The following is a 23,288-nucleotide window of genomic DNA, read 5'->3' as shown; positions in this document are numbered from 1 at the left end:
GCGCTTAGAGGGTAACCGGGGTCGATGGGGTGGTGCCGCCAGCCTTGCGGCGGCGCGTCAGGGTGATGGCGCCGATACCCAGGCCCACCAGCAGGAACGATCCCGGTTCCGGCACGGCGTTGAAGCTGATGTCGTCCAGCGCGAACTGGGCCTGGCCGTTGGCCGGATTGGCCAGCGAATTGAAGCAGCCGCCGTTGCCGTCGAACAGGCAGGCGTTGACGGTCAGGCTGGTCAGCACTTCATTGCGGAATTTCTGGTCGATCAGGGCCGAGCCGAAGGTGAAGCTGCCGCCGGCGTTCTGGCCAGGGAATTCCGAGGTGCTCGACACCACGGTGCCGTCGGCACGGATGCCGGAGAATTGCAGCAAGCCATAGTTGCCGTCAGGAACGCTAACCGGTGGCAGGAATGCCAGGCTCAGGCCGCCGACCTGGAACTGGTGGCCGGAACGCGTAAATTTCACGCCGCCATCGTTGATAACCGCAAGGAAATTTCCGCTGGCGCCCGCCGGGCAGCCGATCGAGAAACAGGTATCCGGATCGTTGCTGTTGGCGATCGCGGCGAACGGACCGGTCAGGCTCAGCTCATCGGCAATCGCGCTGCCGAGAACCAGCATTTCGTAGCCGCCCTCGCTGACGGATTCGCCGTTGACCAGGGCGTTCGGCTGGACCGATTCGAAGGTGATAGGACCGGCCATGGCCGGCAGCGCGCACATCAGTGCGGCTGCTGCAGCGATCGTTTGGAGTGCGCGGGTGGCGCGCCGTGGGGTACCCAGCGGGGTGACTGTGCGATTCATCTCTTGCCTTATGTTTGAATTATTTCGATCAATGGGCGTACAGGTCGAGGTGCCTGCTTGCTACTTTTCTTAAAAGTGCAAAAGACTATAGCAAAGGAAATAATTGTTGTAGCAATATTCTCAACGTAAATTGTTCATATTTTTACGGGTTTCACCATAGCTTGTTTCGTTTCCTCTATGAAAAGGTATCAAATTGGTCCGTGACAATTTCACCACATTTGCCAACATTGTTTGTGTTAGCTCCGCTTGACTCTTTTTCCGTTTTCGAGCGTAATTGCGTGCGCGCGGCGCCGAGGGTGTGTATGATGGACCTTCGTGTATAAGCGTAAGGATCGATCATGAACCCACGCCGCTCCTTTCTGAAGAGTTCGGTTGTACTGGCATCGGCACTGAGTCTTCCCGCCATGGCCCGTAGCGCCAAGGCTGCATCAGGCGAACGCACTTTGCGCCTGTATAACACCCACACGGGCGAAAGCCTGCGCAGCGTATTCTGGGCCGAGGGCCAGTTCCTGTCCGAGTCGCTCACCGACATCAACAAGCTGTTGCGCGACCACCGCAGCAACACCGTGGCCGAAATCGACCCGCAACTGCTGGTGCTGCTCAACCGGGTCAGCACCCAGCTCGGCAGCGATCCGGTCCTGCACGTCATTTCCGGTTACCGCTCCCCCGAAACCAACCTGAAACTGGCCGCGGCCAGCGATGGCGTGGCGCGCCACAGCATGCACCTCGAAGGCAAGGCCATCGATATCCGCATGCCGGGCAAGAGCCTGTCGCATGTGCACAAGGCGGCGCTCAACGCGCGCGGCGGCGGCGTCGGCTACTACCCGGACTCGCAATTCGTCCACCTCGATACCGGCCGCCTGCGCCGCTGGTAAGCTCCCGGCCGGACGGCGCCGCAGCCTGCGCGCGCCGCCCCGGCGGACGCGGCGCCACAGTGGCGCCGCCGGCCGGACTTATGTCCCTGCCATCATTGTCCCGCATTGTTGTTGCCATCCTTGCCATGGCCTGCCTGCCCGCGCGCGCGGTCCCGGTCCCTGTGCCCGCGCCGATCCAGACCGTGATCGTTCCCTACGTGCGCGATCCGGTCGACAAGTCCTACCGCAAGATGCTGGCCGGGCTAGCCCGTTTCGAGCGCGACCATGCGCTCGCGCCCGCCGCCAGCCTGCGTTTCCGCCTGCTGCCGCGCCTGCCCACCACCGACATGGCCGGAGTGGCGCTGCGCATCGCGGGCGAGCGCGTCAGCGTGCCGCTCGCGCTCGATGCGGACCACAGTTTCGTATTGCCGCATAACGAACAGGCCGTGCGCGAAGACGCCGCCGTGGTGGCCAACCGGCGCGGCGACAGCCTGACCTGGCGCGCCGCCATCCACAGCCCGGGCCTGGCGCCCGGCACGCGCCGGCTGGGCGACCTGCGGCTTGAATGCCGGGTCGGCATCGACGCGGGCCTGGTGTCGAACAGCTCGCCCATCTTCGGCTGGCTGTCGGACGCCCTGAGCAGCGCCGACCAGGTGTGCAACAGCGCCGACGGCAACTACCTGTTCTTCACCGATCGGCCCGTGTTTGGCGTGACCGTGCGCCACGGCGCGCGTAGCGAGGTGCTGCCCTTCAGCATGCTGTACGCCGGCGGCCGGTTGGCTGCCTCCGACTTGCGCTTTTGCGATTGCCAGGTGCTGCTCGAGCGCAGCTACTACGCCCCGATTTTCGACCCCGGCTGGCCCGATGACAGCATCGTCGAATTCGACTACATGGACGATGCGCCGGGGGCCACACCATGATCCCGGCGAGGCATTGCTTCCCCTTGCTGGCGCTGCTGCTGGGCGCCTGCGCCAGTACGCCGGCGCCGCCGCCGGGCACGCAGGTGAGCGCGGCGCAGGTGGGCAGCGTCATCCGCCCTGGCGAATCGACCCGCGCCAGCCTGCTGGCCAGCCTGGGCCCCACGCACAAGGTCCGCTTCGACAGCGGGTATGAAGCCTGGCTGTACCAGCTGGCCGTGCCCGGCGCCGGCTTCGAGGAAATCGTCGTGCTGCTCGACGCCCAGGGCGTGGTACGAAAAATGCGCCGGCGCAGCCATATTTCTGGCCCGGCGGGGGAACCTATCCGCTAAGACGTCGTCTAACTGGTTCCATCACCCCTTCGCGGGGATCGCATGAACGATCATCTGGTCCAGTTTTACGAGGACGACGTCTTTCTCATCAAGGGCCTGGCCGACTACATCGGCGACGCCCTCGAGCGTGGCGACAAGGGCATTGCCATTGCCACCAGCGGCCATCTCGACATGCTGCACGAGAACCTGCTCGCGCGCGGGCTGGTCGACGCGCAGGGCCGCAGCGCCAACGGCAGCTACCTGGCCTTGCACGCCGATCACATGCTGCCCATGTTCATGGAAAATGGCTTGCCCGACGAGGGGCGCTTCCGCACCGCCATCGGCAACGTCATCCGCAAGGCCAGCGAGCCGCATCGCGGCCGCGTGTGCGTGTTCGGCGAAATGGTGGCGATCCTGTGCGCCACCTCGCACTGCTCGCTCAATGCCGTGGGCAAGCACGACGCCGCCATCCGGGTCGAGCGCTTTTTCAACAACCTGCAGCGCCAGTTCGATTTCGAGCTGCTGTGCGCCTATCCGCTCAACGCCTTTCCGTCGGCCGCCGACGCGCCCATGTTCGACGAAGTGTGCACCCTGCACACCCACGTGCTGCCGGCCGAAAGCTACGATCCGGCGGCCAATGTGCACATGCTCCAGCGCACGATTGCATCGTTGCAGCAGCAAGCCTATTCGCTCTCGACCGAGGTGCGCGACCGCCAGTTGATCGAACAGGCGCTGCGTGAAGTGAACATCGACCGCCTGACCGGACTGCCCAACCGCAATGTGTTCCAGGACCGGCTGGAAATGGACATCAAAAAAGCCCACCGCAGCGGGCTGCCGCTGGCCCTGCTGTTCATCGACCTCGACCACTTCAAGGAAATCAACGACACGCTCGGCCACCAGGTGGGCGACATGCTGCTCAAGCAGGTCGGCCAGCGCCTGCAAACCTATGTGCGCGAGAGCGATACCGTGGCGCGCCTGGGCGGCGACGAGTTCACCATCACCCTGAGCGAACTGCACAATGTCGACACGGTCACCAACGTGGCCCAGAAAATCCGCAACGACCTGGCCAAGCCTTTCCTGCTCGGAAATGAACTGGCGTATATTTCGGCCAGCATCGGCATCACCATGTACCCGCGCGACGCGCAGTCGGCGGGCGAGCTGCTGCGCAACGCCGACCAGGCCATGTACCAGTCCAAGGACAATGGCCGCAACCGCTTCACCTATTTCACGCCCAGCATGCAGGAGGCGGCGCAGGCGCGCATGGCGATCAGCAACGAGCTGCGCCGGGCCATAGACGAAGAGCAGCTCGAGGTCTATTTCCAGCCTATCGTCGACATGAATGACGGGCGCATCCGCAAGGCCGAGGCGCTGGTGCGCTGGCAGCATCCGGCGCGCGGGGCGGTCAGTCCGGTCGACTTCATCCCCATCGCCGAGCACACCGGCCAGATCGTCACGATCGGCAACTGGGTGTTTCGCAAGGCGCTGGCGCACGCGCGCCGCTGGCGCAGTTTCGACAAGCAGCTGACGGTCAACATCAATGTGTCGCCGGCCCAGTTCTATCACACCAACGGCGAAAACTGCCGCCACTGGCTGACCGACAACTCGTTCGATCTCAACGGCAGCGCCGGCCCGCCCGAAGTGGGCCTGGAGATCACCGAGGGGCTGCTGCTGGCGTCCAACAGCGCGGTGATGAAGCAGTTGCTGGCCTTCCAGCAGGCCGGCATCAAGATTTCGCTCGACGATTTCGGCACCGGCTATTCCTCGCTGTCCTACCTGCGCAAGTTCAACCTGGACTACCTCAAGATCGACAAATCCTTCGTCTACAATCTGGAGCACGACGCGGCCAACGTGGCGCTGTGCGAGGCCATCATCGTCATGGCGCACAAGCTGGGGCTGAAAGTCATTGCCGAAGGCGTGGAAACCGAACAGCAATACCAGATCCTGCGCCGGGCCGGCTGCGATTACGGCCAGGGTTTCCTGTTCGGCGGACCGCTGCCGCCCGACGAGTTCGAGACGCTGCTGCACGCGCGGATAATGCTGAGCGCCTGAATCGGCCCCGTTCGCGCCGGCCCGCGCCCCCTTCGCGGCGGAACATGACCGTCAGCAATATTTTTCGGATACTCGTACAATCGTCGGGTGCGCCCTTGCGCCAACCACGCGCAAGCAAGCCACCCCATGGACCGCCCTCCCCGCCCCGTCGCCACCATCGCCACCATCGCCATTCTCGCCGTCACCCAGATCCTGTCCTGGGGCACGCTGTACTACGCCTTCGCCGTCGTGGCCCACGATATCGCGCGCGAGCTGGCCTTGCCGCGCGCCGCCGTGTTCGGCGCTTTTTCCTGGTGCCTGCTGGTGGCCGGCATCACCGCCACCCCGTCCGGCATCCTGATCGACCGCCATGGCGGGCGCCTGGTCATGGCCGGCGGCTCGCTGCTGTGCGGCCTCGGCTTCATCATGCTGAGCCAGGCCCGGGGCGCCACTGCGTACTACCTGGCCTGGACCGTGCTCGGCGCCGCCATGCCGGCCGTGCTGTACGACGCCGCCTTCGCCACCCTCAACCGCCAGTTCGGCATGCGCGCGCGCGGGGCGATCTCCACCCTCACCCTGTTCGGCGGCTTCGCCAGCACCGTGTTCTGGCCCCTGACGGTGCACCTGAACGGCATCGCTGGCTGGCGCACGACCTACCTGGCCTACGGGCTGGTCCAGCTGCTGCTGTGCATGCCGCTGCACTTGTTGCTCAGTACGCCGCCCGAAGCCGCCCAGATGCACAAGCAAGCCGCGGCCGGTGCCGATTTCAGCCTGCGCCAGGCGCTGCGCCATCCCGCCTTCTGGAAGCTCGCCTTTGCGTTTTCGGCCAACAGTTTCATCTTCTCGGCGCTGTCGGCGCACCTGATTCCCATCCTGCAATCCTATGGCCACGCCTTGTCCAGCGTGGTGTGGATGGCCGCGCTGATCGGGCCGATGCAAGTGGCCGGCCGGCTCGGCGAAATGCGCATGGCCCGCCACGCGCGCCCGCAGGCGAGCGGCACCTTCTGCTTCGCGGTCTTGCCCGGCGCCTTGCTGGCCGTGCTGTTCTGGGGCCAGCACCAGGTCGCGGTGGCACTGTTCTGCGTGCTGTACGGCCTGTCCATCGGCATTCTGACCATCGTGCGCGGCACCTTGCCGCAGATCCTGTTCGGCGCGCGCAACTATGGCGCCATTTCCGGCGCCCTGGCCGGACCGGCGCTGATCGCGCGCGCCGCCGGCCCCATCGCCATCGCCGCCCTGCTCCAGTTCAACTCCTCGCCGGCGCTGCTGTTTTCGCTGCTGCTGGGCTGTTCGCTGGCCTCGCTCCTGTTCTATCTGCTAGCCGTGCGCAGCAGCTCCCCGGCCGCCGCCACTGCCCGCTGAACGGCGTGCGATGGCGCACAGACCGGTACCGGCACGGCCAGTATTGTCAATCGCTCAAGACACTGCGGAGGATGACATGCTCACACGCCACCTGCGGACCATCCTGGCCGCGCTCGCCATGCTTCTGCTGTCCGCCTGCGGCGGCTCGGACGACGACAAGCCGCCAGCCGGCAACGGTGCCCTGACCGTCAACCTGGCCAACCTGCCCGCCGGCCTGCCCGCGGCCGTGCGCATCAGCGGCCCGGCATCCTACGCAAAAACCATCAGCGCGGGGCAAACCCTGACCGGACTGAAGGCCGGCAGCTATACCGTCACCGCCGACAGCATCCTGAGCGGCAACCTGAGCTGGAGCGCCGCCGCGCCGGTCCAAAGCGCCACTGTGGCCGATGGCGGCACCGCCATCGTCAACGTCAGCTACGGCAGCAGCACCCTGGCGCTCGGCGTGCGCGAAGTGGCCAGCGTGAGCGGCGCCGTATTCCTCACCGCCCCCAGCGGCGACGCGCGCCAGTTCATCGTGGAACGCAGCGGCCGCATCCTCGTCATGCAGGATGGCGCACTGCTGGGCACGCCCTTCCTCGACATCCGCAACCGGGTCGCCGCCACTGGCGAAGGCGGCCTGCTGTCGATGGCCTTCCATCCCCAGTACGCCAGCAACGGCTGGTTCTTCATCTACTACACCGACGCCGGCAACAACATCGTGGTCGAGCGGCACAGCGTGTCCTCCGCCAACCGCAACCTGGCCGAACCGACCGCGGTACTGGAAATCATCCGCATCCCCCACCCCGGCGCCACCAACCACTACGGCGGCCTGGTCAGCTTCGGCCCGGACGGCTTCCTGTACCTGGCCACGGGCGACGGCGGCGGCGCGGGCGACCCGAACGGCAATGCCCAAAACCTCAACGTGTTGCTCGGCAAAATGCTGCGCCTGGACGTGGCCAATTCGCGGGGCGCGCAGCCGTACGTCATTCCTCCGACCAATCCCTTCGCCGGACAGGCCGGGCGCCGCGCCGAGATCTGGGCCTCCGGCCTGCGCAATCCATGGCGCTACGCCTTCGACGCCGACCGCCTGTACATCGCCGACGTCGGCCAGGGCAAGCGCGAGGAAGTCGACATCGCCGGCATTTCCCAGGGCGGCCTGAACTACGGCTGGAACATCATGGAAGCGTCGCTGTGCTACAACGCGGCCATCTGCGACAAGTCCGGGCTGACCCTGCCCGCATTCGAGTACGAGCACGGCCCCAACAAGATCAACGGCTGCTCGATCACGGGCGGTTACGTCTACCGCGGCAAGGCGATTGCGGAACTGGCCGGGCGCTACTTCTATTCCGACTATTGCGGCGGCTACCTCAAGAGCTTCCTGTACAAGGACAACGGTGTCACCGAACCGGCCAGCTGGGCCATTCCCGACATCGACGCCGTGCAATCGTTCGGCCAGGATGGCAACGGCGAGCTGTACATGATCGCCGCCACCGGCAAGGTCTACCGGATCGTGCGCGCGGGTACGTCCTGACAAGACCGCACGGTAGCCGGTGCGGTAACAAATCGGTCGGGCGGAGCGTGACGCGCTAGAATCGGCGTTCGCCCCGCCTTTCACGAACCGGTACCCTTATGGCCCGCCTGATCCTTGAATTTCCGGAAGAGCAGTACTGCTACACCACCCCGCTGACCGTGCGCGTAACCGACATCAACGGCGCCAACCACCTCGGCAACGACTCGATGATTTCGATGATTTCCGAAGCGCGTGCGCGCTTCCTGTACGAATTCGGCATCGCCGAAACCGAGCGCGACGGCACCGGCATCATCGTCACCGACATGGCCACCACCTACCGCGCCGAAGCGCATGCGCGCGACCAGCTGCTGTTCGAGGTCGGCGTGATGGATTTCAATAAATATGGCGGCGACCTGATCTTCCGCGTGAGCCGTCCGCGCGACAAGAAACAGATCGCCATGGCCAAGTCCGGTTTCGTCTTCTTCAACTACAAAACCACGCAAGTGGTGACGATGCCGGACGATTTCCGCGCCAAATTCCCGCGCGTGAACTGGATCGACTGAGTCATCGCCAAAAAATAGTTGGAACTTATTCGTCCCCGGGCGGCAATACAGGGACGAGACCACCATGACGATGCCGCCCCCACCCACACCGCTTGATACCGACCTGCTGCACCAGCTGCGCGATGGCGTGGGCGCGGCATTCCAGACGCTGTACCAGCGCCATCAGGCGCCCCTGTACCGCTTCGCCCTGCTGCGCACCGGCTCGGGCGACACGGCGGCCGATATCGTCCAGGAAGTGTTCATGGGTTTGCTGACCGGGAGCGTGCGCTACGACCCGCTGCGCGGGCTGCTGCTGCACTTTTTGTTCGGCGTGGCGCGCAATCTGATCCTCAAGCACGAGCAGCCGCGCCTGCGTTTGGCCAGCCTGCCCGATCCCGGCGACGATGACGACAGCGCATTCGAGCCCGGCAGCGAGGAAGGCGAACCGCTGGCGCGCCTGCTCGACAACGAACTGGCCGAGCAGGTGCGGCGCGCACTAAGCCTGCTGGCGCCCCACTACCGCGACGCCGTCATCCTCTACGAGCTGCACGACATGTCCTACCTGGAGATTGCCGAGATCTGCCAGATCGATATCGGCACCGTGCGTTCGCGCCTCTCGCGCGGGCGCGCCGCGCTGGCCAAACGGCTGGCGGCCTACCGTCCCGCCTTGCACGACTGATTGCTGAAAGAGCGCCATGAACCACGACCCCATCGATCCCGCCCTCGCCGCCTTGCGCAGCGCTACCGCCGATTGCAGCACGCCTGAGCGCGTGGAGCAGGCGCTGATGGCCGCCTTTGCCACGCAGTTTGCGCGCAAGCGCTGGTATCAGCGCCTGTCCCCGGCGCAATGGGGCCTGGCGGGCAGCCTGGGCAGCGCAGCGGCGGCGATGCTCGCCGTGCTGATCGTGCGCGCGCCCCTGCCCGGCGCCGCCGGCGACGCGCCGCTGCTGCAGCTTGACGACGGCCTCGCCTTCATCGCCCTCGCATCGCAAGAGCGGATCGAGCAGGAACCCCATCCGCGCATGCTCGAAACGACCTTGCCACGCACCGAACTGGCCTCGCTCGGCGTGCCGGTCAGCCCGGACACGGCGGGCGACTCGGTGCGCGCCGAAATGCTGGTGGGCGCCGACGGCGCGCCGCTGGCCCTGCGCCTGAGTTCACAGTAATCCCATTCAACCCGGAAAGGACCATCATGCACACCACCCCACTCCTGTTCGCCGTTCTGCTCGGCAGCGCGCTGCTCCCCGCGGCGCAGGCCGCCGTCAGCACCCCGCCCGATCCCTTGCGCTTTACCGGTCCGCTGATGCCGATGCACGGCAAGGCCGTCAAGAACGCGCCCTACAGCGCCGAAGCGGTATCGGAACAGATGCAGCGCCTGGCCGACGGCAACGAGATCAGCCGCACCAGCAACACCATGAATTACCGCGACAGCGCCGGCCGCACGCGCCAGGAAATCCGCGATGCGAGCGGCGACGTGCGCACCATTACCCTGTACGAGCCGGCCGAAGGGGTCACCTACATCCTCAACCCGCGCCAGAAAAGCGCGACCCGGGTGGCCGACCCGAGCGCAGCTGCGCGCGCCGCCGCCCAGGCCCGGATGGCGCAACTGCGCGCCGACGGCAAGCTGCCCGAGCGCCGCGCGGACGCCGAGGACGTCATCGTCAAAGGCGTCGAACGGGGCGATGGCGAAGCGCGCAAGCAGTTCCAGGAAAAGGTGCGCATCCAGATCGCCGACAGCATGGCCGGTGCGCGCCTCGGCCCGGCCATGGCGGGGGCCTTCGGCGACATGCGCTGGGCTTCCAAGGCCAGCACGCGCGAGCTGGGCAGCAAGGACATCGACGGCATCAAGGCGGACGGCAAGCTGCGCACCTACGAGATTCCCGCCGGCGAAGTCGGCAACCGCAATGCCATCGTGGTGTCGCACGAAAGCTGGTATGCGCCGGACCTGAAGGTGACCGTGTACAGCAAGCACACCGACCCGCGTAGCGGCGAGCGGATCTACCGCCTGACCAACATCAAGCGCGAGGAACCGGCGGCGGCGCTGTTTGCCGTGCCGACCGATTACACGGTCAGGGATGTGATGGCCGAGCGCGCCAAGGCGGCGGCCGGCAACCGCTGAAGCGCCGGACGGACCAGACGGCTAGCGCGTCGCCTAGCGCGTCGCCTGGCGCGCCGCCACGGTCTGCTTGAACCAGTCATCGAGCATCTGCTTCTCGTAGCGCAGCAGCTCGTTGTTGCCGTACGAATTCATCCGGTGCAGATACTGCATATTGCTCAGCTTTTCCTCGCCCGACTTGAGCACCTTGCCACCCTCGCTGATGCTGTAGCGCAGATGAATATGCGGCCAGTCGGCGCCGCCGTTCATCACCCGCAAATCCTGGCCACCGCGAAAATTCGGCTTGGTCTGGCCAGCCAGGTCAAGGTCGAGCACCTCCACCTTGAGTTCCTGCCCGGGCGGCAAACTGGCCGCCAGCTTGTCGAAGTGGGCCGTGAGCTGCTTGAGCACGCGCTCGCGTTCCCATGGCGTGAACGGCACGTCGGTAAAGCGGTCCGGCTCGGCATACGTCACCGTCGCCACGGCGGTTGCGGCGCTGGCCGGCAGGGCCATCACCGCAGCCAGCGCGCCCGCTTGCAATAACTTGATCCATCCGTTTTTCATGTCCATCCTTTCAATGCGCACAGCGCTTCTTCCTATTGAATATACGCGCTTTTGACAACGGCGTCGGGTCACGATTTGTCACGGTTTGTATCGAAATGTTAGTCGCCGCACACCGCCTTTCCCGCTTTCAATCCAGAATCGGAAAAAAAGGAGATCACCGTGCCCGAAGGACCATCGCTCGTCATCCTGCGCGAAGAAACCACGCGTTTCGTCGGCAAGGAAATTGCCCGTGCCACTGGCAACACCAAGACTGTCGACCTGCCCAGCCTGGAGGGGCAGAAAATCGTCTCGCTGCGCAGTTGGGGCAAGCATTTCATCATCGAATTGCCGCACACGGTGCTGCGCATTCACTTCATGCTGTTCGGCAGCTACCGCATCGACGAGCGCAAGGACAAGCCGCCGCGCATGGCGCTCGAATTTACCGATGGCAGCGAACTGAATTTCTACGCCTGTTCCGTCAAGCATATCGAACCCGACCTCGACGCCAGCTACGACTGGGACGCCGACATCATGTCGCCCACCTGGGACGCGGCCAAGGCGCGCAAGAAGCTGCGCGCCGCGCCCGACATGCTGGCCTGCGATGCCCTGCTCGACCAGACCATCTTCGCCGGCGTGGGCAATATCATCAAGAACGAAGTGCTGTTCCGCATCCGCCTGCATCCGCTCTCGACCATCGGCGCGCTGCCGGCGCCCAAGCTGCGCGCCCTGGTGGAGCAGGCACGTCAATACAGTTTCGATTTCCTCGAATGGAAAAAGCAGTTCGTGCTCAAACAGCATTGGCTGGCGCACCGCAAGACCATCTGTCCGCGCTGCGATATTCCCTTTTCAAAAGGACATCTGGGACTCACCAAACGGCGCGCATTTTATTGCGAGAAATGCCAAAAACGCTACGGCTAATGGCGCGCTTGCAACAGCGCTGACCAAATCCGGGTGCAAGCATGACGGGTTTTGTATTGCATGTTGTTAATAGGGGGTAGTGGGTCTACAATCGAACGGACTCCTCCGGGCGTCACCGGCAGTTTGTTGGCTGCCGATGCGCTTGCCTTGCAACGTACCGGTATCGGAACTTGTTCATGTCATTTTTGTCATCCGCCACGCCCAAACTCGCTCCATGGAAAGTTTTGCTGGTCGACGATGAGCCGGACATTCACGACATCACCAAGCTGACCCTGAGCCGCTTCCGACTCGACGGGCGCGCCCTGACGTTTCTGCATGCCTACACCGGCCTAGAGGCCAAGGAAGTGCTGGCGCGTGAGAGCGATATCGCGCTGGTGTTTCTCGACGTGGTGATGGAGCACGACGACAGTGGCCTGGAAGTGGCGCGCTGGATGCGCGAAGACCTGGGCAACCACTTCACCCGCATCGTGCTGCGCACCGGCCAGCCGGGCCAGGCGCCGGAAGAGCGCGTGATCGTCAATTACGACATCAACGATTACAAGGAAAAGACCGAGCTCGACCGCACCAAACTGTTCACCACCACCTTCGCCGCCCTGCGCGCCTACCGCGACATCATGAAGGTCGAGGATGCGCGCCTGCTGCAAGCCAATTACCGCGAAGGGTTGGAGCGGGTGATCGCGGCGTCATCGCACATTTTCCAGCAGCGCAATCTGAAAGACTTCGCCAGCGGCTTGCTGCAGCAGGTCGTGGCCCTCTTGCGGTTGGAAAAAAGCATGCTGCTGCGCCTGTCCGGCGCCAGCGTCATCACCGGCACGAGCGAATACGAAATCCTGGCCCAGATCGGCGACATCGGGGACGCCATGCTCGGCCCGGAACTGATGGCCCAGCTCGACGACGCGCACAGCAACCGCATCTCGCGCCTGCATGGCGATACTTACGTCGGCTACTTTCCCAACAGCAGCGGCAAGGCGTCCTTGCTGGTGCTCAAGGGCGTGGAGGAAATCGCCGACATCGATGCGCAGCTGCTCGAAGTGTTCTGCTCAGGTGTGGCGATTGCCTTCGACAATATCCTGCTCACGCAAGAGATCACCGATACCCAGGCCGAGCTGATCATGCGCCTGGGCGACGTGGTCGAATCGCGTTCGAACGAAGCGGGCAACCACGTGCGGCGCATGTCGCAGGTGTGCCATATGCTGGCGCAGGCGTCCGGGATGCCGGAAGATGAAACGGCGGTGCTGATGCACGCCGCGCCCATGCACGACATCGGCAAGATCGCCACGCCGGACGCGGTGCTGCTCAAGCCCGGCAAGCTCACGCCCGAGGAATGGGAAATCATGAAGCAGCACCCGACCGTGGGGCTGTCGATCCTGGATGGGTCGTCGCGGCCGATTTTGAAGGCGGCGGCAGTGATCGCCCATCAGCATCACGAAAAATTCGATGGCAGCGGGTATCCGCAGGGCTTGATGGGGCCGGACATTCATGTGTACGCGCGCATCGTGGCGGTGGCCGACGTGTTCGATGCGCTCAGCCACAAGCGCTGCTACAAGGAAGCCTGGCCGTTGGATGAGGTGGTGGCGCACTTGCGCGAGGTATCGGGCCAGCACCTCGATCCGGTGTTTGTGGAGCTGCTGATCGCCAATATCGACGCTGCGGTCGATATCAACCGGCGCTGGCCAGATTGATCGGGTAATTGATTCGGAACGATTGTGCCGTTTGCATGTCCAACGTAGACTGAAACCACTCACAGTCGAGGGACATTGATGTCAGCAGCAATCCACCCCCAGCCGGGCACGCCAGCAGCCGATGCGGTCAGGCGTGCCAACGAAGAAGCAACAATGCGTGCGCTCGCGCGCGGTGAAGCTGTGTTGGCGAAATGGATTCAGGAGGGCGTCCTGGTCGACGCCAACGCAGTGGCAGACGCCTGGAACATCAACAGCCCGGCAGTGCATGCCGCACGCAAACGCGGGGAAATATTTGCCGTATGGGCCAAGGGCAAGCACTGGTACGCGCTCGAGGCACTCAAGCTCGAACGCAGCAAGCTGGCTCGTATCAACCGCACGCTGGGCGATGTCGACCCATCGAGCAAACTGCTGTTTTTCCTGCGTCAGCACGGGGCATTGGGCGGTAGAATCGTTGCAGATGCCGTTGCCGATGGCGACCTTGACGATGTAGTGCGTCTCGCTGCCAGCTGGGCACGCACTTGAGCTCCAGATGGGACTTCAAGGCTGCTGCCGCAGCGGGTATCTTGCACATCTTGCCCCTCCACGTGAACCGGCTTGTGCGGCTGAGCCGTTTCCCGGCAACCGAACCATACTGGGGAAAGAGCAAGGCGTACCGCTTTGACGATCCTGCCCAGGCGTTCGGGACGACCTATGCCGCGCTTATGCTGGACGTCGCTTTCGCAGAAACCATCTTGCATCAAAACGGGCAATTTTCGAGTGGCGCGTGGTTCATCGACGAGAAAAATATCGCCGCAAGGCACATTGTTGGCTTCCAGCGCCCGAAAAAGCCGCTCCTTGGATTGGTGAATCTCACTGGCTCATATCTCAAAGCCCTCTGGCTTAACAACGACCTGTGCTCGTCCGACGATTATGCGGATTCCATGCTTGTTAGCGCCTCGTTGCATGACCAACTTCCAGATGTAGACGGGATCATCTATGTCAGTCGGCAAATGAACACCGGCCGTGCAGTTGCCTTGTTTGAAAGGTCCTGCCTGCAGCGATCGTCTACGGTCATGCCATTGAAAAATCATCCGGCATTTAGCGCGCTGCTCAGCAAGTTTAATGTCGCCATTCTGCCCAGTGGCCGAGCATCCACACCAAGGCACTGACCCGGCCAGCAACGTTCCGACAGATGGCTAAGCCGCCGCTCCCGCGCCAGCCTGCTTGCGGCTCTGCGGAAACCGCAGCCGGTAATGCAAGCCTTCACCCGGCGCGCTATCGACCTTCACCGAGCCGCCCAGCAGCCCCGTCACCAGGTTGTACACGATGTGCGCCCCCAGCCCGCTGCCGCCCTGCCCGCGCCGCGTCGTGAAGAACGGATCGAACAGCTTCGCCAGCGTTTCCTGGTCCATGCCGGCGCCGTCATCGCTGTAATCGAACCACACCTGCCCGCCGTCGAGCCGCACCTCGATCCGGATCAGCCCCGCCTGCTCGCGCGTGTAGCCGTGCACCAGCGAATTCATCACCAGATTGGTCACGATCTGCGACACGGCGCCCGGAAAACTATCGAGCACAATATCCTCCGGGCAGTCGACTTCGACCAACACCCGCTGCCCCTTCAGGCGCGGCTGCAGCGACAGCAGCACTTCGGCCAGGTAGGCCTTCATCTCAAAGCTGCGAATGTCTTCCGACGACTGGTCCACCGCCACCTGCTTGAAGCTGCGCACCAGCGCCGCCGCGCGCTGCGTGTTGGTGGTCATGATGCGCAGCGACTGCTCAAGGATGTCGAAAAACTGCTCCAGGCTATCCTCCGTCATCTCGCCGGCCGCCATTTCCTCGCGCGTCAGTTTCAATTCCTGCACCAGATGGCTGGTGGCGGTCACGCAAATCCCCAGCGGCGTATTGATCTCGTGCGCCACGCCCGCCACCAGCCGTCCCAGGGAGGCCAGCTTTTCCTGACGCACCAGTTCGCTCTGCGCATCGCGCAGCGCCGTCAGCGCCGTGTTCAGGGCGCCATTCTGCTGCTCCAGGCGCTCCTTGGCCAAGCGCACCGCGCGGTCGGCCTGCATGCGCGCGATCGCCACCGCCACGTGGCTGGCCATGAAGGCCAGCAGTTCCAGGTCGGCCTCGGTGTAGACGATGGCCGGGTCGTAGCTCTGCACGATGATCACCCCGTACGGCCGGTCGTGCACCAGCATCGGCGCGCCCATCCAGCTGGCAATCTCGACGCTGCCCAACGGCTGGCCCATGCTGCGCTCGGCCACCAGGCGCGCATAGCTGGCCGCGTCGTGCAGGCAAGCCTGCTTGCTGTCCAAAATGTAGGAACTCATCCCCACGCCGTAAGCGAAACGCTTGACCGGCGCCTCGGCATGCTTCTGGTCGACAAAATACGGGATGCTGAACTCGTGCGTGTCCGGGTGGTACAGCGCGATCAGGAAGTTTTCGGCGACGATCAGTTCGCTGATGATGTGGTGCAGATTACCCGACAACATCTCCGCATCGACCGCCGAGGCCGACAGGTTGGCGATCTCGTACAGCGCGTGCTGGACCGCTTCGGCGCGGCGCCGTTCGGCCACTTCGTGCGCCAGCAGCGCGGTGCGTTCGTGCACCGCGCGTTCGAGCCGGTCCATGCTCTGCATGCCTTGCAGCGCATTCGAGACGTGGTTGGCGATCAGCGAAAACAGCGCCTGGTCTTCATCGCTGTACCTGTGTTGCGGACTGTAACTTTGCAGCACGATGGCGCCCAGCGCCTGGTGCTGATGGTCGAGCAGCGGGCAGCCCATCCACTGCTCGGCGCGCGTGCCGCGGCCCCAGGTATGTCCATCGACCTCATGCGCGGCGCTCTCGGCGCCCGTCATGACCAGCCTGCGCCGGTTCATCATCACCCAGGCGGTGGGCGATTGCTCGGGCGAGGCCAGGCGCAGCTTTTCCTGGGGATCGGGCGTGGGGTCGCGTTCGTCGACGTAGTACACGAAGCGCACCGTGTTCTCCTCGCGGTCGCTCAGCGCCACATAAAAATTGGCCGCATACATGATGCGGCCCAGCGCGCGGTGCACCGCGCCCACGAAGTCGGCGATGTCGGCGCACCCCGTCGAGATCTGTCCGATGCCCAGCAACATGGCCTGGACGGCTTCCAGACGGTCGAGACGGCTCTCCATCGCATTTCCCTTTAGAAGTGCATCAGGGAAATACTAGCAGGTCAGGAAGGGTTGCGAAAGTCGTTTTCGACCCAGGCTGTGGCGCTGGCGGGGGTTAATTTGAAGTTGGCCGGAATGCGCACCTGGGCGATCCGTTCGCCATCTTCATCGATGGCGGCCAGCAGCGCGTAAGGATGCTCGTCGTCGGGCACGATATCGAGCGTGACCTTGATTTCGGCGCCTTCGTGCGAGACCACGGTGCTTTTGTGCAGCATGGCGTGCAATTGCTGTTCGTGGCGGCGCAGCACTTCGGCGGCGGTCTTGACCAGGGTGTTGAAAGCGTTGGTGTCGAGCGGCTTGGGATTCTTTTTATCGCGTCCCATGGTCCACGGGCCGACCAGGGCCGGTTCCGGCTCGCCATCCTTGATCATGGCCACGGCCCAGCCTTCGTCATCCTCGTTCTTGATCACGCGCGCGGTCCAGCCATTGCCTTTCCACAGGCGCGGTTCCTGGACGGGCGCGTCGTCGTCGTGGGGGCTGTCGTCGGGAAATTCTTCTGTCATGAGGTCGCATTGGTGTAGCGGGCTTTGCCCGAGAGGAGAATGATAGTCGAATTCGACGCATTCCACAGCGTCGGCCCCGCGCAGCGCCAGGGGACGACGCAAGCGCGAAAGGCACCACAAGTAGCGATTAGAGCACTCCCTCTAATTACGGGATCGCCTGCCAGTTGAAAAAAAGGTAATATTGCCGCGCGTATATATTGCGCTGCAACATCCCTCTTCGCCGTTCACAGGTATCCCATGATCTCCCGCCACCTTCGCTTCGCCGCTACCGCCATCGCCGCCGCCGTGTTTTCCACGCAAGCGGCGGCCACGCCGCTCAGCACCCAGCAAATCTTGCGAATTCAACGCCGTGGTCCTGACCGACATGCATTCGCAATCGCACGTCGATGGCCGCACCTGGGTGGGCGGCACGGCCACCGGTGGCGACTATGCGCAGCACGCGAACGACACGCCGGCGTCGAAGTACGCCGGCCTGACCGTCATGGGCAACGCCAACAGGGTGCAGGTCAATGCCCTCGGCGCCGTCATCGGGGGCAACCTGAGCGGCGCGGCCATCAATGCCGGCAGCGGCGTGATCTACGGCAATGTCCACAACAGCAACCTCAACGGTGCAGCCTGGGTCGGCGGCAGCCTGAGCGGCAGCAACACCAATGGCGGACGCCTGCCCTCGCTCGACGGCACCATGCAGACCAACGCCGATGCGGCGCACTCGACCGATTTCGCGGCCGCGCTGGGCGCGCTCTCGGCCAGCCTGAGCCAGATGAGCGGCACCGGCAGCACCGTCACCTTCAACGGCTATGGCAAGGCCACCTTCAACGCCGTGGCCAACGCCAGCGGTGTGGCGGTGTTCAACCTGATCGACGCCGGCGTGTTCAAGGCGAGCGAATTCGAATTCAACCTGGGCGACGCCACCACCGTGATCCTGAACGCGAGTGATGAGACTGCGACAATTGGCGCCAACTTCCTGGGTGGCTCCGCACAATCCCTCGGCAGCAAGCTGATCTGGAATTTTCGGAATGCCACCAGCATCACCACCAACGCCCTGTTCGGCGGCGCCATCCTGGCGCCATCGGCCCGGCTGACCAATAACCAGAACATCGAGGGCGGCGTGTTCGTCAAGTCGCTCGACCAGTACGGCGAACTGCATCTGCAAGCGTTCGACGGCAAGCTGAATCCGGTACCGGAGCCGGCCACCGGCGCCCTGCTGCTCGCGGGCCTGCTGATGCTCGCCCTGGCGCGCCGGCGCACCCGCTAGTCCGACGGAGCCACATGACAAAGCCCACCTGTTTCGGTGGGCTTTTTTTATGCGAACCGCTGGCGCGGCGGCGCGGGCGGCTGCAGCGGCGGACCGGGCGGAGGGATACGCGGATCGATGGCCGGTGCCGGCGTGCCGTAGTTGAACGGGGTGATGATAATCGGTGGAATGGCCGGGGGCGCCGACGGCGGCCCTTTGGGACCGCCGCCGGCGAGCAGGATGCGCAACTGGCGCGCCACGAAGCCGCCCGCCACCACCGCCCACCGGTCCCCTGAATAGTGTACAAAGTCCATATGCTTCTCCATGCGACAGAGTATTCAGTATAGGCAATGAAGTGGGAATTTCAAGGTAGAAAATTGCGTTTTGGGTAAGTCGGACATGCACCCGCGGCGGCGCGCGCGCCAGCGCTGGCGATACCGCCTGCAGCACCGCCCACCCCGTCAAAAATGCAGTCTGTCGCATGCGCATGGCGCCGCGCCAGCAGCCTCGCTACAGTGCAAGCGTACCAAGCAAACACCTATCCCCAACCGAGGCCACTGTCATGAAAAAATACGCTCCCCTGCTGCTCCTGTTCCTGTTCATCATGGTCGCCTGGGAGGCCATGGTGGGCCCGTCCGGCATGTCGGTCAACATCGACGGCGATGAGTTCAACGGCCCCGCCGCCGCCCTGGTGGGCATGCTGTTCGCCGGCGGCGGCCTGCTGATCGCGGGCATCGTGATGCTGTTCGTGGGCATGGTCCTGGCGCTGGTCTTCGCCGGCCTGGGCGTGCTGGCCGTTGGGGGCCTGGCGCTCGGCGCCCTCGTGCTCGCCGTGATGGTGTCGCCGCTGCTGCTGCCGCTGGCCATCCCGCTGGCCATCATCTGGTATCTGGCCAGCCGCGCGCGCAAGCCGCGCGCCGGCATTGACGCAGTCAAGCCTTCGTAAAAGCGGCCATCGCGTCCACGCTGTTTGGCGCGGACGCGCCGGCGTGGTCGCAAACCCGGTTGCGCCCACCGGCCTTGGCCTGGTACAGCGCCTTGTCGGCCCGGATCAGGGCCGCATCCGGGCCCGCATCGCCGGCCTCGATGGTAGCGATGCCGATGCTGACCGTGATCGCAATCTCGCGGCCATCGCCATCGAGCGGGCTGTCGGCGACGCTCTGGCGCAGGCGCTCCGCATACTGCTGCGCCGCCGGGCCGGTCGTCCCCGGCAGCAGCACCGCGAATTCCTCCCCGCCGACCCGGCCCAGGGTATCGATCTTGCGCTGGCCCGACCGCATCAGGGCCGCCATATGGCGCAGCACCGCGTCGCCCACCGCGTGGCCGAACACGTCGTTGACGCGCTTGAAATGGTCGATGTCGAGCATCAGCACCGATGCGCATTCGTCCACGCTGCGCTGCAGCCGCGCGAACTGGTCGTCCAGGCGCGCCATGAACACGCGCCGGTTCGGCAGCCCGGTCAGGAAATCGGTGCTGGCCAGCGCCTGCAGTTCGTCGTCGATGCGTTTGCGCTCGGTGATGTCGACCGTCGAGGCAATCACGAAGTCGAGCGATTGCGCGTGTCCCGGCATGACCAGCAAGGTCAGTTCGTGCTGGCGCGCCACGCCATCGATTCGCAGGAAACTGCTCTCGCATTCGTGGAACAGGGCGCCACCGGTCAGCGCCACCAGCGCGTCGATGAATGCGCCGGCGCCCAGGCTGCCGAAGTTCTGCGCCAGGCCCAGCGTGCCCGGCTCCTTGGCGCAGGCGCCCACGTGCACCAGCGCAGCGCCGTTGACGTCGGTGATGCGCACCAGCGACGCCAGGCGCTGCGTTTCTTCGGGACGCTCGCGCAGCCACGCGCCCAGGTCGTCCACGCCGCAGGCCTGCAGTCGCCCCACCGCCTCGCGCGCGGCCGACCAGTCCTGCTCCCACAGCGCCACCGGGGCGTGGTCGTACAGGCTGCGAAAGCGCTCCTCGCCCACGCGCAGCGCTTGCGCGGCCTGGGCCTGTTCCAGCGCGATGCCGGCCAGCTGGGCCGCCTGCTCGATCAGCACCACATGGGCCGCGCTCGGATAATGCGGTGTGTGGTGATAGATCGCGAAGGTGCCCAGCACGCGCCCGGACGCGCCGCGGATCGGTTCCGACCAGCTCGACGCCAGTTGCGCGCGCGCGGCAATCTCGCGGTAGGCCGCCCAGTCGGGGTGGGTCTGGATGTTCTCGACGATGACGCGCTGGCCGCTGGCGGCCGCGCTGCCGCACGATCCGTAACCCGGAGCGGCCGGCAAGCCATCGACGGCGGCATTGAAAAAGCACGGCAGGCTGGGCGCGGCGCCGGTGTACAGGAAGCGCCCTTCATCGTCGAGCAGCAGGATCGCGCACAGCATGCCGTTATTGGTCGACTCCACCCCCAGCACCACCGCGCCCAGCACGGCTTGCAGCGGGGCGCCGTGCGCCAGCAGTTCGAGCACGTGGCGGTGCGCGCGCTCGCGCTGTTCGACCTGCTTGCGCTCGGTGATGTCGCGAAACGACCACAGGCGGGCACCTTCGTGGCCCAGCCGCACCGGGCGCGTGAACTGCTCGATGAAGCGCCCATCCTTCAGGCGCAGCAGCTCGCGGTGCTCCTCGTGCTCCTCCAGCCGCAGCGAGCGGCTGTACAGCAGCGGCCCCGCATGCACCAGCTGGGTCAGCAGGTGTGCGACCAAGGCCGCGTCGTCGGCCGTCAGGTCGAGCTCGTCGGGCACGCCCCACAGCGCCCGGAAGCGCTGGTTCGAGGCCAGGATGCGGCGGTCGCCGTTGTCGACCAAAATCGCGTCGAAGGTCGAGTCGAGGATGCTGCGCATCATGGCGTCGGAGCGCTGTGCCGACTCGGCCAGCGCGGCCAGGCGCCGCTGGCCCGCGGTCAGTTGGTTCGTCAGCAGCTGCGACTTGCGCAGCGCGCGGCCGGCCAGGGCGCTGCTGCGCGCCAGCATCCAGGTCAGCAGGGAGAGCAGCGCCGTCACCGCCAGGCCGAGCGTGAGCACCAGTTGCGGCGCCTGGTCCTGCTGCGCCGCGCCGAAGCCGGCGCCAGCGCTGATGACCAGGGTCCAGCGCCGTCCCGCGATGCCGAGGCGCTGTTCGGTGCGCAGCGCGGGCGCGGCGCCGAAATAGGGCACGGCGCCGGCGGCCATGCGCGCCTGCGGCGTGGCGCGATTGCCGTCGTAGATTTCCAGCGCCAGCGCGCCGGCGCGCGCGCCGCCCACATGCGTCATCAGATCTTCCATGACGAAGGGCGCATACACCCAGCCGCGCAGCAGGTCGCGCCGCTGCTCGACGCTGTCCGGCGCCTTGCGGCCGATATATACCGGCAGGGCAATGAGCACGCCATCGGAAGCGCCCCGCCCGCGTTCGCGCGCCACGGTGGCCTTGCCGGACATGACCGGCTGGCCGCTGTCGCGCGCCTGTTCCAGCATCAGGCGCAGCGGCTCCTCGGAAAACATGTCGTGGCCGAGCGGGCGCAGGCGGGCACCGGTAAATGGTTCGAGGTACATCAGCGGCGCGTAGGACGGGCGCGTGCCGGGGGGCGAGATCGCGTAGTCGGGCAAGCCGCCGCCGCGCACCTGTGCCAGGTGCGCGCCGCGCCGGGCGTCGGACAGGGCAAGAATATAGCCGATCCCTTTCATGCCGGGATACTCGACATTGGCTTGCTGAGTGCGCACGAAATCGGTGAACTCCTGGCGCGTGACATCATCCGAACTGGCGAACAATCCCTGCACCCCGCGCAGCATCTGCACATGGGCCGCCATGCGCAGCGCCAGCTGGTTGACCACCGCGCGCGCGGCCGTCTCGAATTCGGTGCGCAGCTCGCGTTTGGCTTCGCGCCGCGCCGCTTCCCACAACTGCCAGGTCAGGCACAGGCACAAGGCCATCACCAGCCCCGCCAGCGCAGCGGCGCCGAGCCACGCGGGCCGGCGCATGCCTGGGTAAGGGAACGGTACGGCCGGGGTGGGAGCGGCATTGTCCATGGGAGCGATCCTGGTACGGGCCCGCGGCGGGCCACTTACCAACTGATAGTACGTTAGCCCACCTTGCGTTGCAATACGACTGTTGTCTAGATGCCCTCAATCAGACGCATGGCGAACACAATCGGCAATCCGGCGGCGATCACGCGGCGCGCGGCGGCGCCGTTATCGTAGGGAATGCGGTAATACACCAGCTCGCGCGCGACATCGTCGTACAGCGCGTAGCAGGCGGCGCTGTTGCCGTCGCGCGGCTGGCCCACCGCGCCCGGAATCACCAGGTACTGGTGCTGGGGCGCGATCGCGATGCGCGTGCCCGGCACCGGCACGTGCGAGCCCATGCGTCCGTCGTCGGCGCGCCGGTACAGCGCGGGCGTGTGCACGTGGCCGGAAAACACCATGCGCTTGCGCGCCGCGCGCAGGCTGCGCTCGGCCGGTTCCAGCCCGGTCACGTATTCCCACTTGACCGGGTCGTGGGCGCTGGCGTGGACGAACAGCATGCGCTCGAACTCCTGGGTCAGCGGCAAGCCGGACAGGAAAGCCATCTGCTCGCCGCTGAGCTGGCCGCGGGTCCACTCGATCACTTCGCGCGCCTCGAAATGCATCTGCGGCCGCGTTTCATGGGTGACCGAATAATCGTGATTGCCCTGCACCGCCACCGCCCCGCGCGCCACGTGCTCCATCACGGTATCGAGCACCCAGGCCGGATCGGCGCCGTAGCCGACAAAGTCGCCCGTAAACGCGTACTGGTCGGCTTTCTGGGCGCGCGCATGCGTCAGGCAAGCATCGAGGGCTTCGCGATTGGCGTGCAGGTCGGTCAGCAGGGCAAGGCGCATGGTGGGGGACGGCGTCGCTTGGCGCGCA

The 23,288-nt window shown here is 65.2% G+C and carries 23 protein-coding genes; 16 read left to right on the top strand and 7 right to left on the bottom strand.

Going from position 1 to position 23,288, the window contains the following annotated elements:
• Positions 1–4 precede the first annotated feature (4 nt).
• Complete coding sequence (locus tag CR152_RS05695) at positions 5–793, bottom strand: NF038120 family PEP-CTERM protein (protein WP_099874056.1); 789 nt, start codon at positions 791–793, stop codon at positions 5–7.
• Positions 794–1,131: 338 nt separating this feature from the next.
• Between CR152_RS05695 and mepK the strand changes: the two genes are divergently transcribed.
• From mepK to CR152_RS05645, 10 genes are all read left to right on the top strand, one after another.
• Complete coding sequence (gene mepK / locus CR152_RS05690) at positions 1,132–1,668, top strand: peptidoglycan L,D-endopeptidase MepK (RefSeq protein ID WP_099874055.1); 537 nt, start codon at positions 1,132–1,134, stop codon at positions 1,666–1,668.
• Positions 1,669–1,748: 80 nt separating this feature from the next.
• Entirely contained in the window at positions 1,749–2,567 is an 819-nt protein-coding gene (locus CR152_RS05685) for a hypothetical protein (protein WP_229413289.1), read from the top strand.
• Positions 2,564–2,896, top strand: coding sequence for a hypothetical protein (locus CR152_RS05680; protein WP_099874053.1), 333 nt, complete (start codon positions 2,564–2,566; stop codon positions 2,894–2,896). Before CR152_RS05685 ends, CR152_RS05680 begins: the two co-directional genes overlap by 4 nt.
• Positions 2,897–2,938: 42 nt before the next feature.
• Positions 2,939–4,924 (top strand): EAL domain-containing protein, encoded by a 1,986-nt coding sequence (locus tag CR152_RS05675; protein WP_099874052.1) that lies wholly within the window; start codon positions 2,939–2,941, stop codon positions 4,922–4,924.
• Between the two features lie 126 nt (positions 4,925–5,050).
• Entirely contained in the window at positions 5,051–6,265 is a 1,215-nt protein-coding gene (locus CR152_RS05670) for an MFS transporter (protein WP_099874051.1), read from the top strand.
• Between the two features lie 76 nt (positions 6,266–6,341).
• The gene (locus CR152_RS05665; RefSeq protein ID WP_099874050.1) at positions 6,342–7,775 is read left to right on the top strand and encodes a PQQ-dependent sugar dehydrogenase; all 1,434 of its coding nucleotides are present in this window, start codon (positions 6,342–6,344) and stop codon (positions 7,773–7,775) included.
• Positions 7,776–7,873: 98 nt separating this feature from the next.
• Positions 7,874–8,317: a thioesterase family protein gene (locus tag CR152_RS05660; RefSeq protein WP_099874049.1), complete on the top strand. Its 444-nt coding sequence runs from the start codon at positions 7,874–7,876 to the stop codon at positions 8,315–8,317.
• 64 nt (positions 8,318–8,381) lie between these two features.
• Positions 8,382–8,975 carry an RNA polymerase sigma factor gene (locus tag CR152_RS05655; RefSeq protein ID WP_229413288.1) on the top strand — a complete coding sequence of 198 codons (594 nt, stop codon included), beginning with the start codon at positions 8,382–8,384 and terminating at the stop codon, positions 8,973–8,975.
• A gap of 16 nt (positions 8,976–8,991) precedes the next feature.
• Positions 8,992–9,462: a hypothetical protein gene (locus CR152_RS05650; RefSeq protein ID WP_099874047.1), complete on the top strand. Its 471-nt coding sequence runs from the start codon at positions 8,992–8,994 to the stop codon at positions 9,460–9,462.
• A gap of 26 nt (positions 9,463–9,488) precedes the next feature.
• The gene (locus CR152_RS05645; RefSeq protein WP_099874046.1) at positions 9,489–10,415 is read left to right on the top strand and encodes a hypothetical protein; all 927 of its coding nucleotides are present in this window, start codon (positions 9,489–9,491) and stop codon (positions 10,413–10,415) included.
• Between the two features lie 33 nt (positions 10,416–10,448).
• Here CR152_RS05645 and CR152_RS05640 read toward each other — a convergent pair whose 3' ends face one another.
• Entirely contained in the window at positions 10,449–10,955 is a 507-nt protein-coding gene (locus tag CR152_RS05640; RefSeq protein ID WP_099882030.1) for a DUF3016 domain-containing protein, read from the bottom strand.
• 159 nt (positions 10,956–11,114) lie between these two features.
• On the opposite strand from CR152_RS05640, the gene CR152_RS05635 reads away from it, so the two are divergent.
• The 4 genes from CR152_RS05635 to CR152_RS05620 all read left to right on the top strand — a co-directional run bounded on the left by CR152_RS05635 (position 11,115) and on the right by CR152_RS05620 (position 14,682).
• Positions 11,115–11,852 (top strand): DNA-formamidopyrimidine glycosylase family protein, encoded by a 738-nt coding sequence (locus CR152_RS05635; RefSeq protein ID WP_099874045.1) that lies wholly within the window; start codon positions 11,115–11,117, stop codon positions 11,850–11,852.
• Positions 11,853–12,028: 176 nt separating this feature from the next.
• Complete coding sequence (locus tag CR152_RS05630; protein ID WP_099874044.1) at positions 12,029–13,534, top strand: response regulator; 1,506 nt, start codon at positions 12,029–12,031, stop codon at positions 13,532–13,534.
• Between the two features lie 78 nt (positions 13,535–13,612).
• Positions 13,613–14,056 (top strand): hypothetical protein, encoded by a 444-nt coding sequence (locus tag CR152_RS05625; protein WP_157778338.1) that lies wholly within the window; start codon positions 13,613–13,615, stop codon positions 14,054–14,056.
• Positions 14,053–14,682: an RES family NAD+ phosphorylase gene (locus tag CR152_RS05620; protein ID WP_157778337.1), complete on the top strand. Its 630-nt coding sequence runs from the start codon at positions 14,053–14,055 to the stop codon at positions 14,680–14,682. Before CR152_RS05625 ends, CR152_RS05620 begins: the two co-directional genes overlap by 4 nt.
• Positions 14,683–14,709: 27 nt before the next feature.
• Here CR152_RS05620 and CR152_RS05615 read toward each other — a convergent pair whose 3' ends face one another.
• Positions 14,710–16,671: a GAF domain-containing sensor histidine kinase gene (locus CR152_RS05615; protein WP_099874041.1), complete on the bottom strand. Its 1,962-nt coding sequence runs from the start codon at positions 16,669–16,671 to the stop codon at positions 14,710–14,712.
• A 41-nt stretch (positions 16,672–16,712) separates the two neighbouring features.
• Entirely contained in the window at positions 16,713–17,213 is a 501-nt protein-coding gene (locus CR152_RS05610) for a hypothetical protein (RefSeq protein ID WP_099874040.1), read from the bottom strand.
• A 364-nt stretch (positions 17,214–17,577) separates the two neighbouring features.
• Between CR152_RS05610 and CR152_RS05605 the strand changes: the two genes are divergently transcribed.
• Complete coding sequence (locus tag CR152_RS05605) at positions 17,578–18,468, top strand: choice-of-anchor A family protein (protein WP_229413287.1); 891 nt, start codon at positions 17,578–17,580, stop codon at positions 18,466–18,468.
• Between the two features lie 47 nt (positions 18,469–18,515).
• Here CR152_RS05605 and CR152_RS05600 read toward each other — a convergent pair whose 3' ends face one another.
• Positions 18,516–18,761 (bottom strand): hypothetical protein, encoded by a 246-nt coding sequence (locus tag CR152_RS05600; protein ID WP_099874039.1) that lies wholly within the window; start codon positions 18,759–18,761, stop codon positions 18,516–18,518.
• A gap of 248 nt (positions 18,762–19,009) precedes the next feature.
• Between CR152_RS05600 and CR152_RS05595 the strand changes: the two genes are divergently transcribed.
• Positions 19,010–19,393, top strand: coding sequence for a hypothetical protein (locus tag CR152_RS05595; protein WP_099874038.1), 384 nt, complete (start codon positions 19,010–19,012; stop codon positions 19,391–19,393).
• Here the strand turns inward: CR152_RS05595 and CR152_RS05590 are convergent.
• Together CR152_RS05590 and CR152_RS05585 are read right to left on the bottom strand one after the other, a co-directional pair.
• A complete protein-coding gene (locus CR152_RS05590; protein ID WP_229413286.1) occupies positions 19,380–22,430 on the bottom strand; it encodes a CHASE domain-containing protein in 3,051 nt (1,016 codons plus the stop codon). The genes CR152_RS05595 and CR152_RS05590 overlap by 14 nt on opposite strands.
• Positions 22,431–22,516: 86 nt before the next feature.
• Positions 22,517–23,260 carry a metallophosphoesterase family protein gene (locus CR152_RS05585; RefSeq protein ID WP_099874037.1) on the bottom strand — a complete coding sequence of 248 codons (744 nt, stop codon included), beginning with the start codon at positions 23,258–23,260 and terminating at the stop codon, positions 22,517–22,519.
• Positions 23,261–23,288 lie beyond the last annotated feature (28 nt).

Source organism: Massilia violaceinigra, assembly GCF_002752675.1.
Taxonomy (GTDB): Bacteria; Pseudomonadota; Gammaproteobacteria; order Burkholderiales; family Burkholderiaceae_D; genus Telluria_A; species Telluria_A violaceinigra.
The sequence above is the reverse complement of the archived record's forward strand: the minus strand, read 5'-3'. Positions and strand labels throughout refer to the sequence as shown.

Excerpts from the sequence above, each read along its gene's own strand:
- CR152_RS05605 (WP_229413287.1), top strand. The coding sequence starts at position 17,578 with ATGCATTCGCAATCGCACGTCGATGGCCGCACCTGGGTGGGCGGCACG.
- CR152_RS05685 (WP_229413289.1), top strand. The coding sequence starts at position 1,749 with ATGTCCCTGCCATCATTGTCCCGCATTGTTGTTGCCATCCTTGCCATG.
- CR152_RS05645 (WP_099874046.1), top strand. The coding sequence starts at position 9,489 with ATGCACACCACCCCACTCCTGTTCGCCGTTCTGCTCGGCAGCGCGCTG.
- CR152_RS05650 (WP_099874047.1), top strand. The coding sequence starts at position 8,992 with ATGAACCACGACCCCATCGATCCCGCCCTCGCCGCCTTGCGCAGCGCT.
- CR152_RS05585 (WP_099874037.1), bottom strand. The coding sequence starts at position 23,260 with ATGCGCCTTGCCCTGCTGACCGACCTGCACGCCAATCGCGAAGCCCTC.
- CR152_RS05595 (WP_099874038.1), top strand. The coding sequence starts at position 19,010 with ATGAAAAAATACGCTCCCCTGCTGCTCCTGTTCCTGTTCATCATGGTC.
- CR152_RS05660 (WP_099874049.1), top strand. The coding sequence starts at position 7,874 with ATGGCCCGCCTGATCCTTGAATTTCCGGAAGAGCAGTACTGCTACACC.
- CR152_RS05665 (WP_099874050.1), top strand. The coding sequence starts at position 6,342 with ATGCTCACACGCCACCTGCGGACCATCCTGGCCGCGCTCGCCATGCTT.
- CR152_RS05600 (WP_099874039.1), bottom strand. The coding sequence starts at position 18,761 with ATGGACTTTGTACACTATTCAGGGGACCGGTGGGCGGTGGTGGCGGGC.
- CR152_RS05610 (WP_099874040.1), bottom strand. The coding sequence starts at position 17,213 with ATGACAGAAGAATTTCCCGACGACAGCCCCCACGACGACGACGCGCCC.
- CR152_RS05590 (WP_229413286.1), bottom strand. The coding sequence starts at position 22,430 with ATGGACAATGCCGCTCCCACCCCGGCCGTACCGTTCCCTTACCCAGGC.
- CR152_RS05625 (WP_157778338.1), top strand. The coding sequence starts at position 13,613 with ATGTCAGCAGCAATCCACCCCCAGCCGGGCACGCCAGCAGCCGATGCG.
- CR152_RS05655 (WP_229413288.1), top strand. The coding sequence starts at position 8,382 with ATGACGATGCCGCCCCCACCCACACCGCTTGATACCGACCTGCTGCAC.
- CR152_RS05640 (WP_099882030.1), bottom strand. The coding sequence starts at position 10,955 with ATGAAAAACGGATGGATCAAGTTATTGCAAGCGGGCGCGCTGGCTGCG.
- CR152_RS05670 (WP_099874051.1), top strand. The coding sequence starts at position 5,051 with ATGGACCGCCCTCCCCGCCCCGTCGCCACCATCGCCACCATCGCCATT.
- CR152_RS05675 (WP_099874052.1), top strand. The coding sequence starts at position 2,939 with ATGAACGATCATCTGGTCCAGTTTTACGAGGACGACGTCTTTCTCATC.
- CR152_RS05695 (WP_099874056.1), bottom strand. The coding sequence starts at position 793 with ATGAATCGCACAGTCACCCCGCTGGGTACCCCACGGCGCGCCACCCGC.
- CR152_RS05615 (WP_099874041.1), bottom strand. The coding sequence starts at position 16,671 with ATGGAGAGCCGTCTCGACCGTCTGGAAGCCGTCCAGGCCATGTTGCTG.
- mepK (WP_099874055.1), top strand. The coding sequence starts at position 1,132 with ATGAACCCACGCCGCTCCTTTCTGAAGAGTTCGGTTGTACTGGCATCG.
- CR152_RS05680 (WP_099874053.1), top strand. The coding sequence starts at position 2,564 with ATGATCCCGGCGAGGCATTGCTTCCCCTTGCTGGCGCTGCTGCTGGGC.
- CR152_RS05630 (WP_099874044.1), top strand. The coding sequence starts at position 12,029 with ATGTCATTTTTGTCATCCGCCACGCCCAAACTCGCTCCATGGAAAGTT.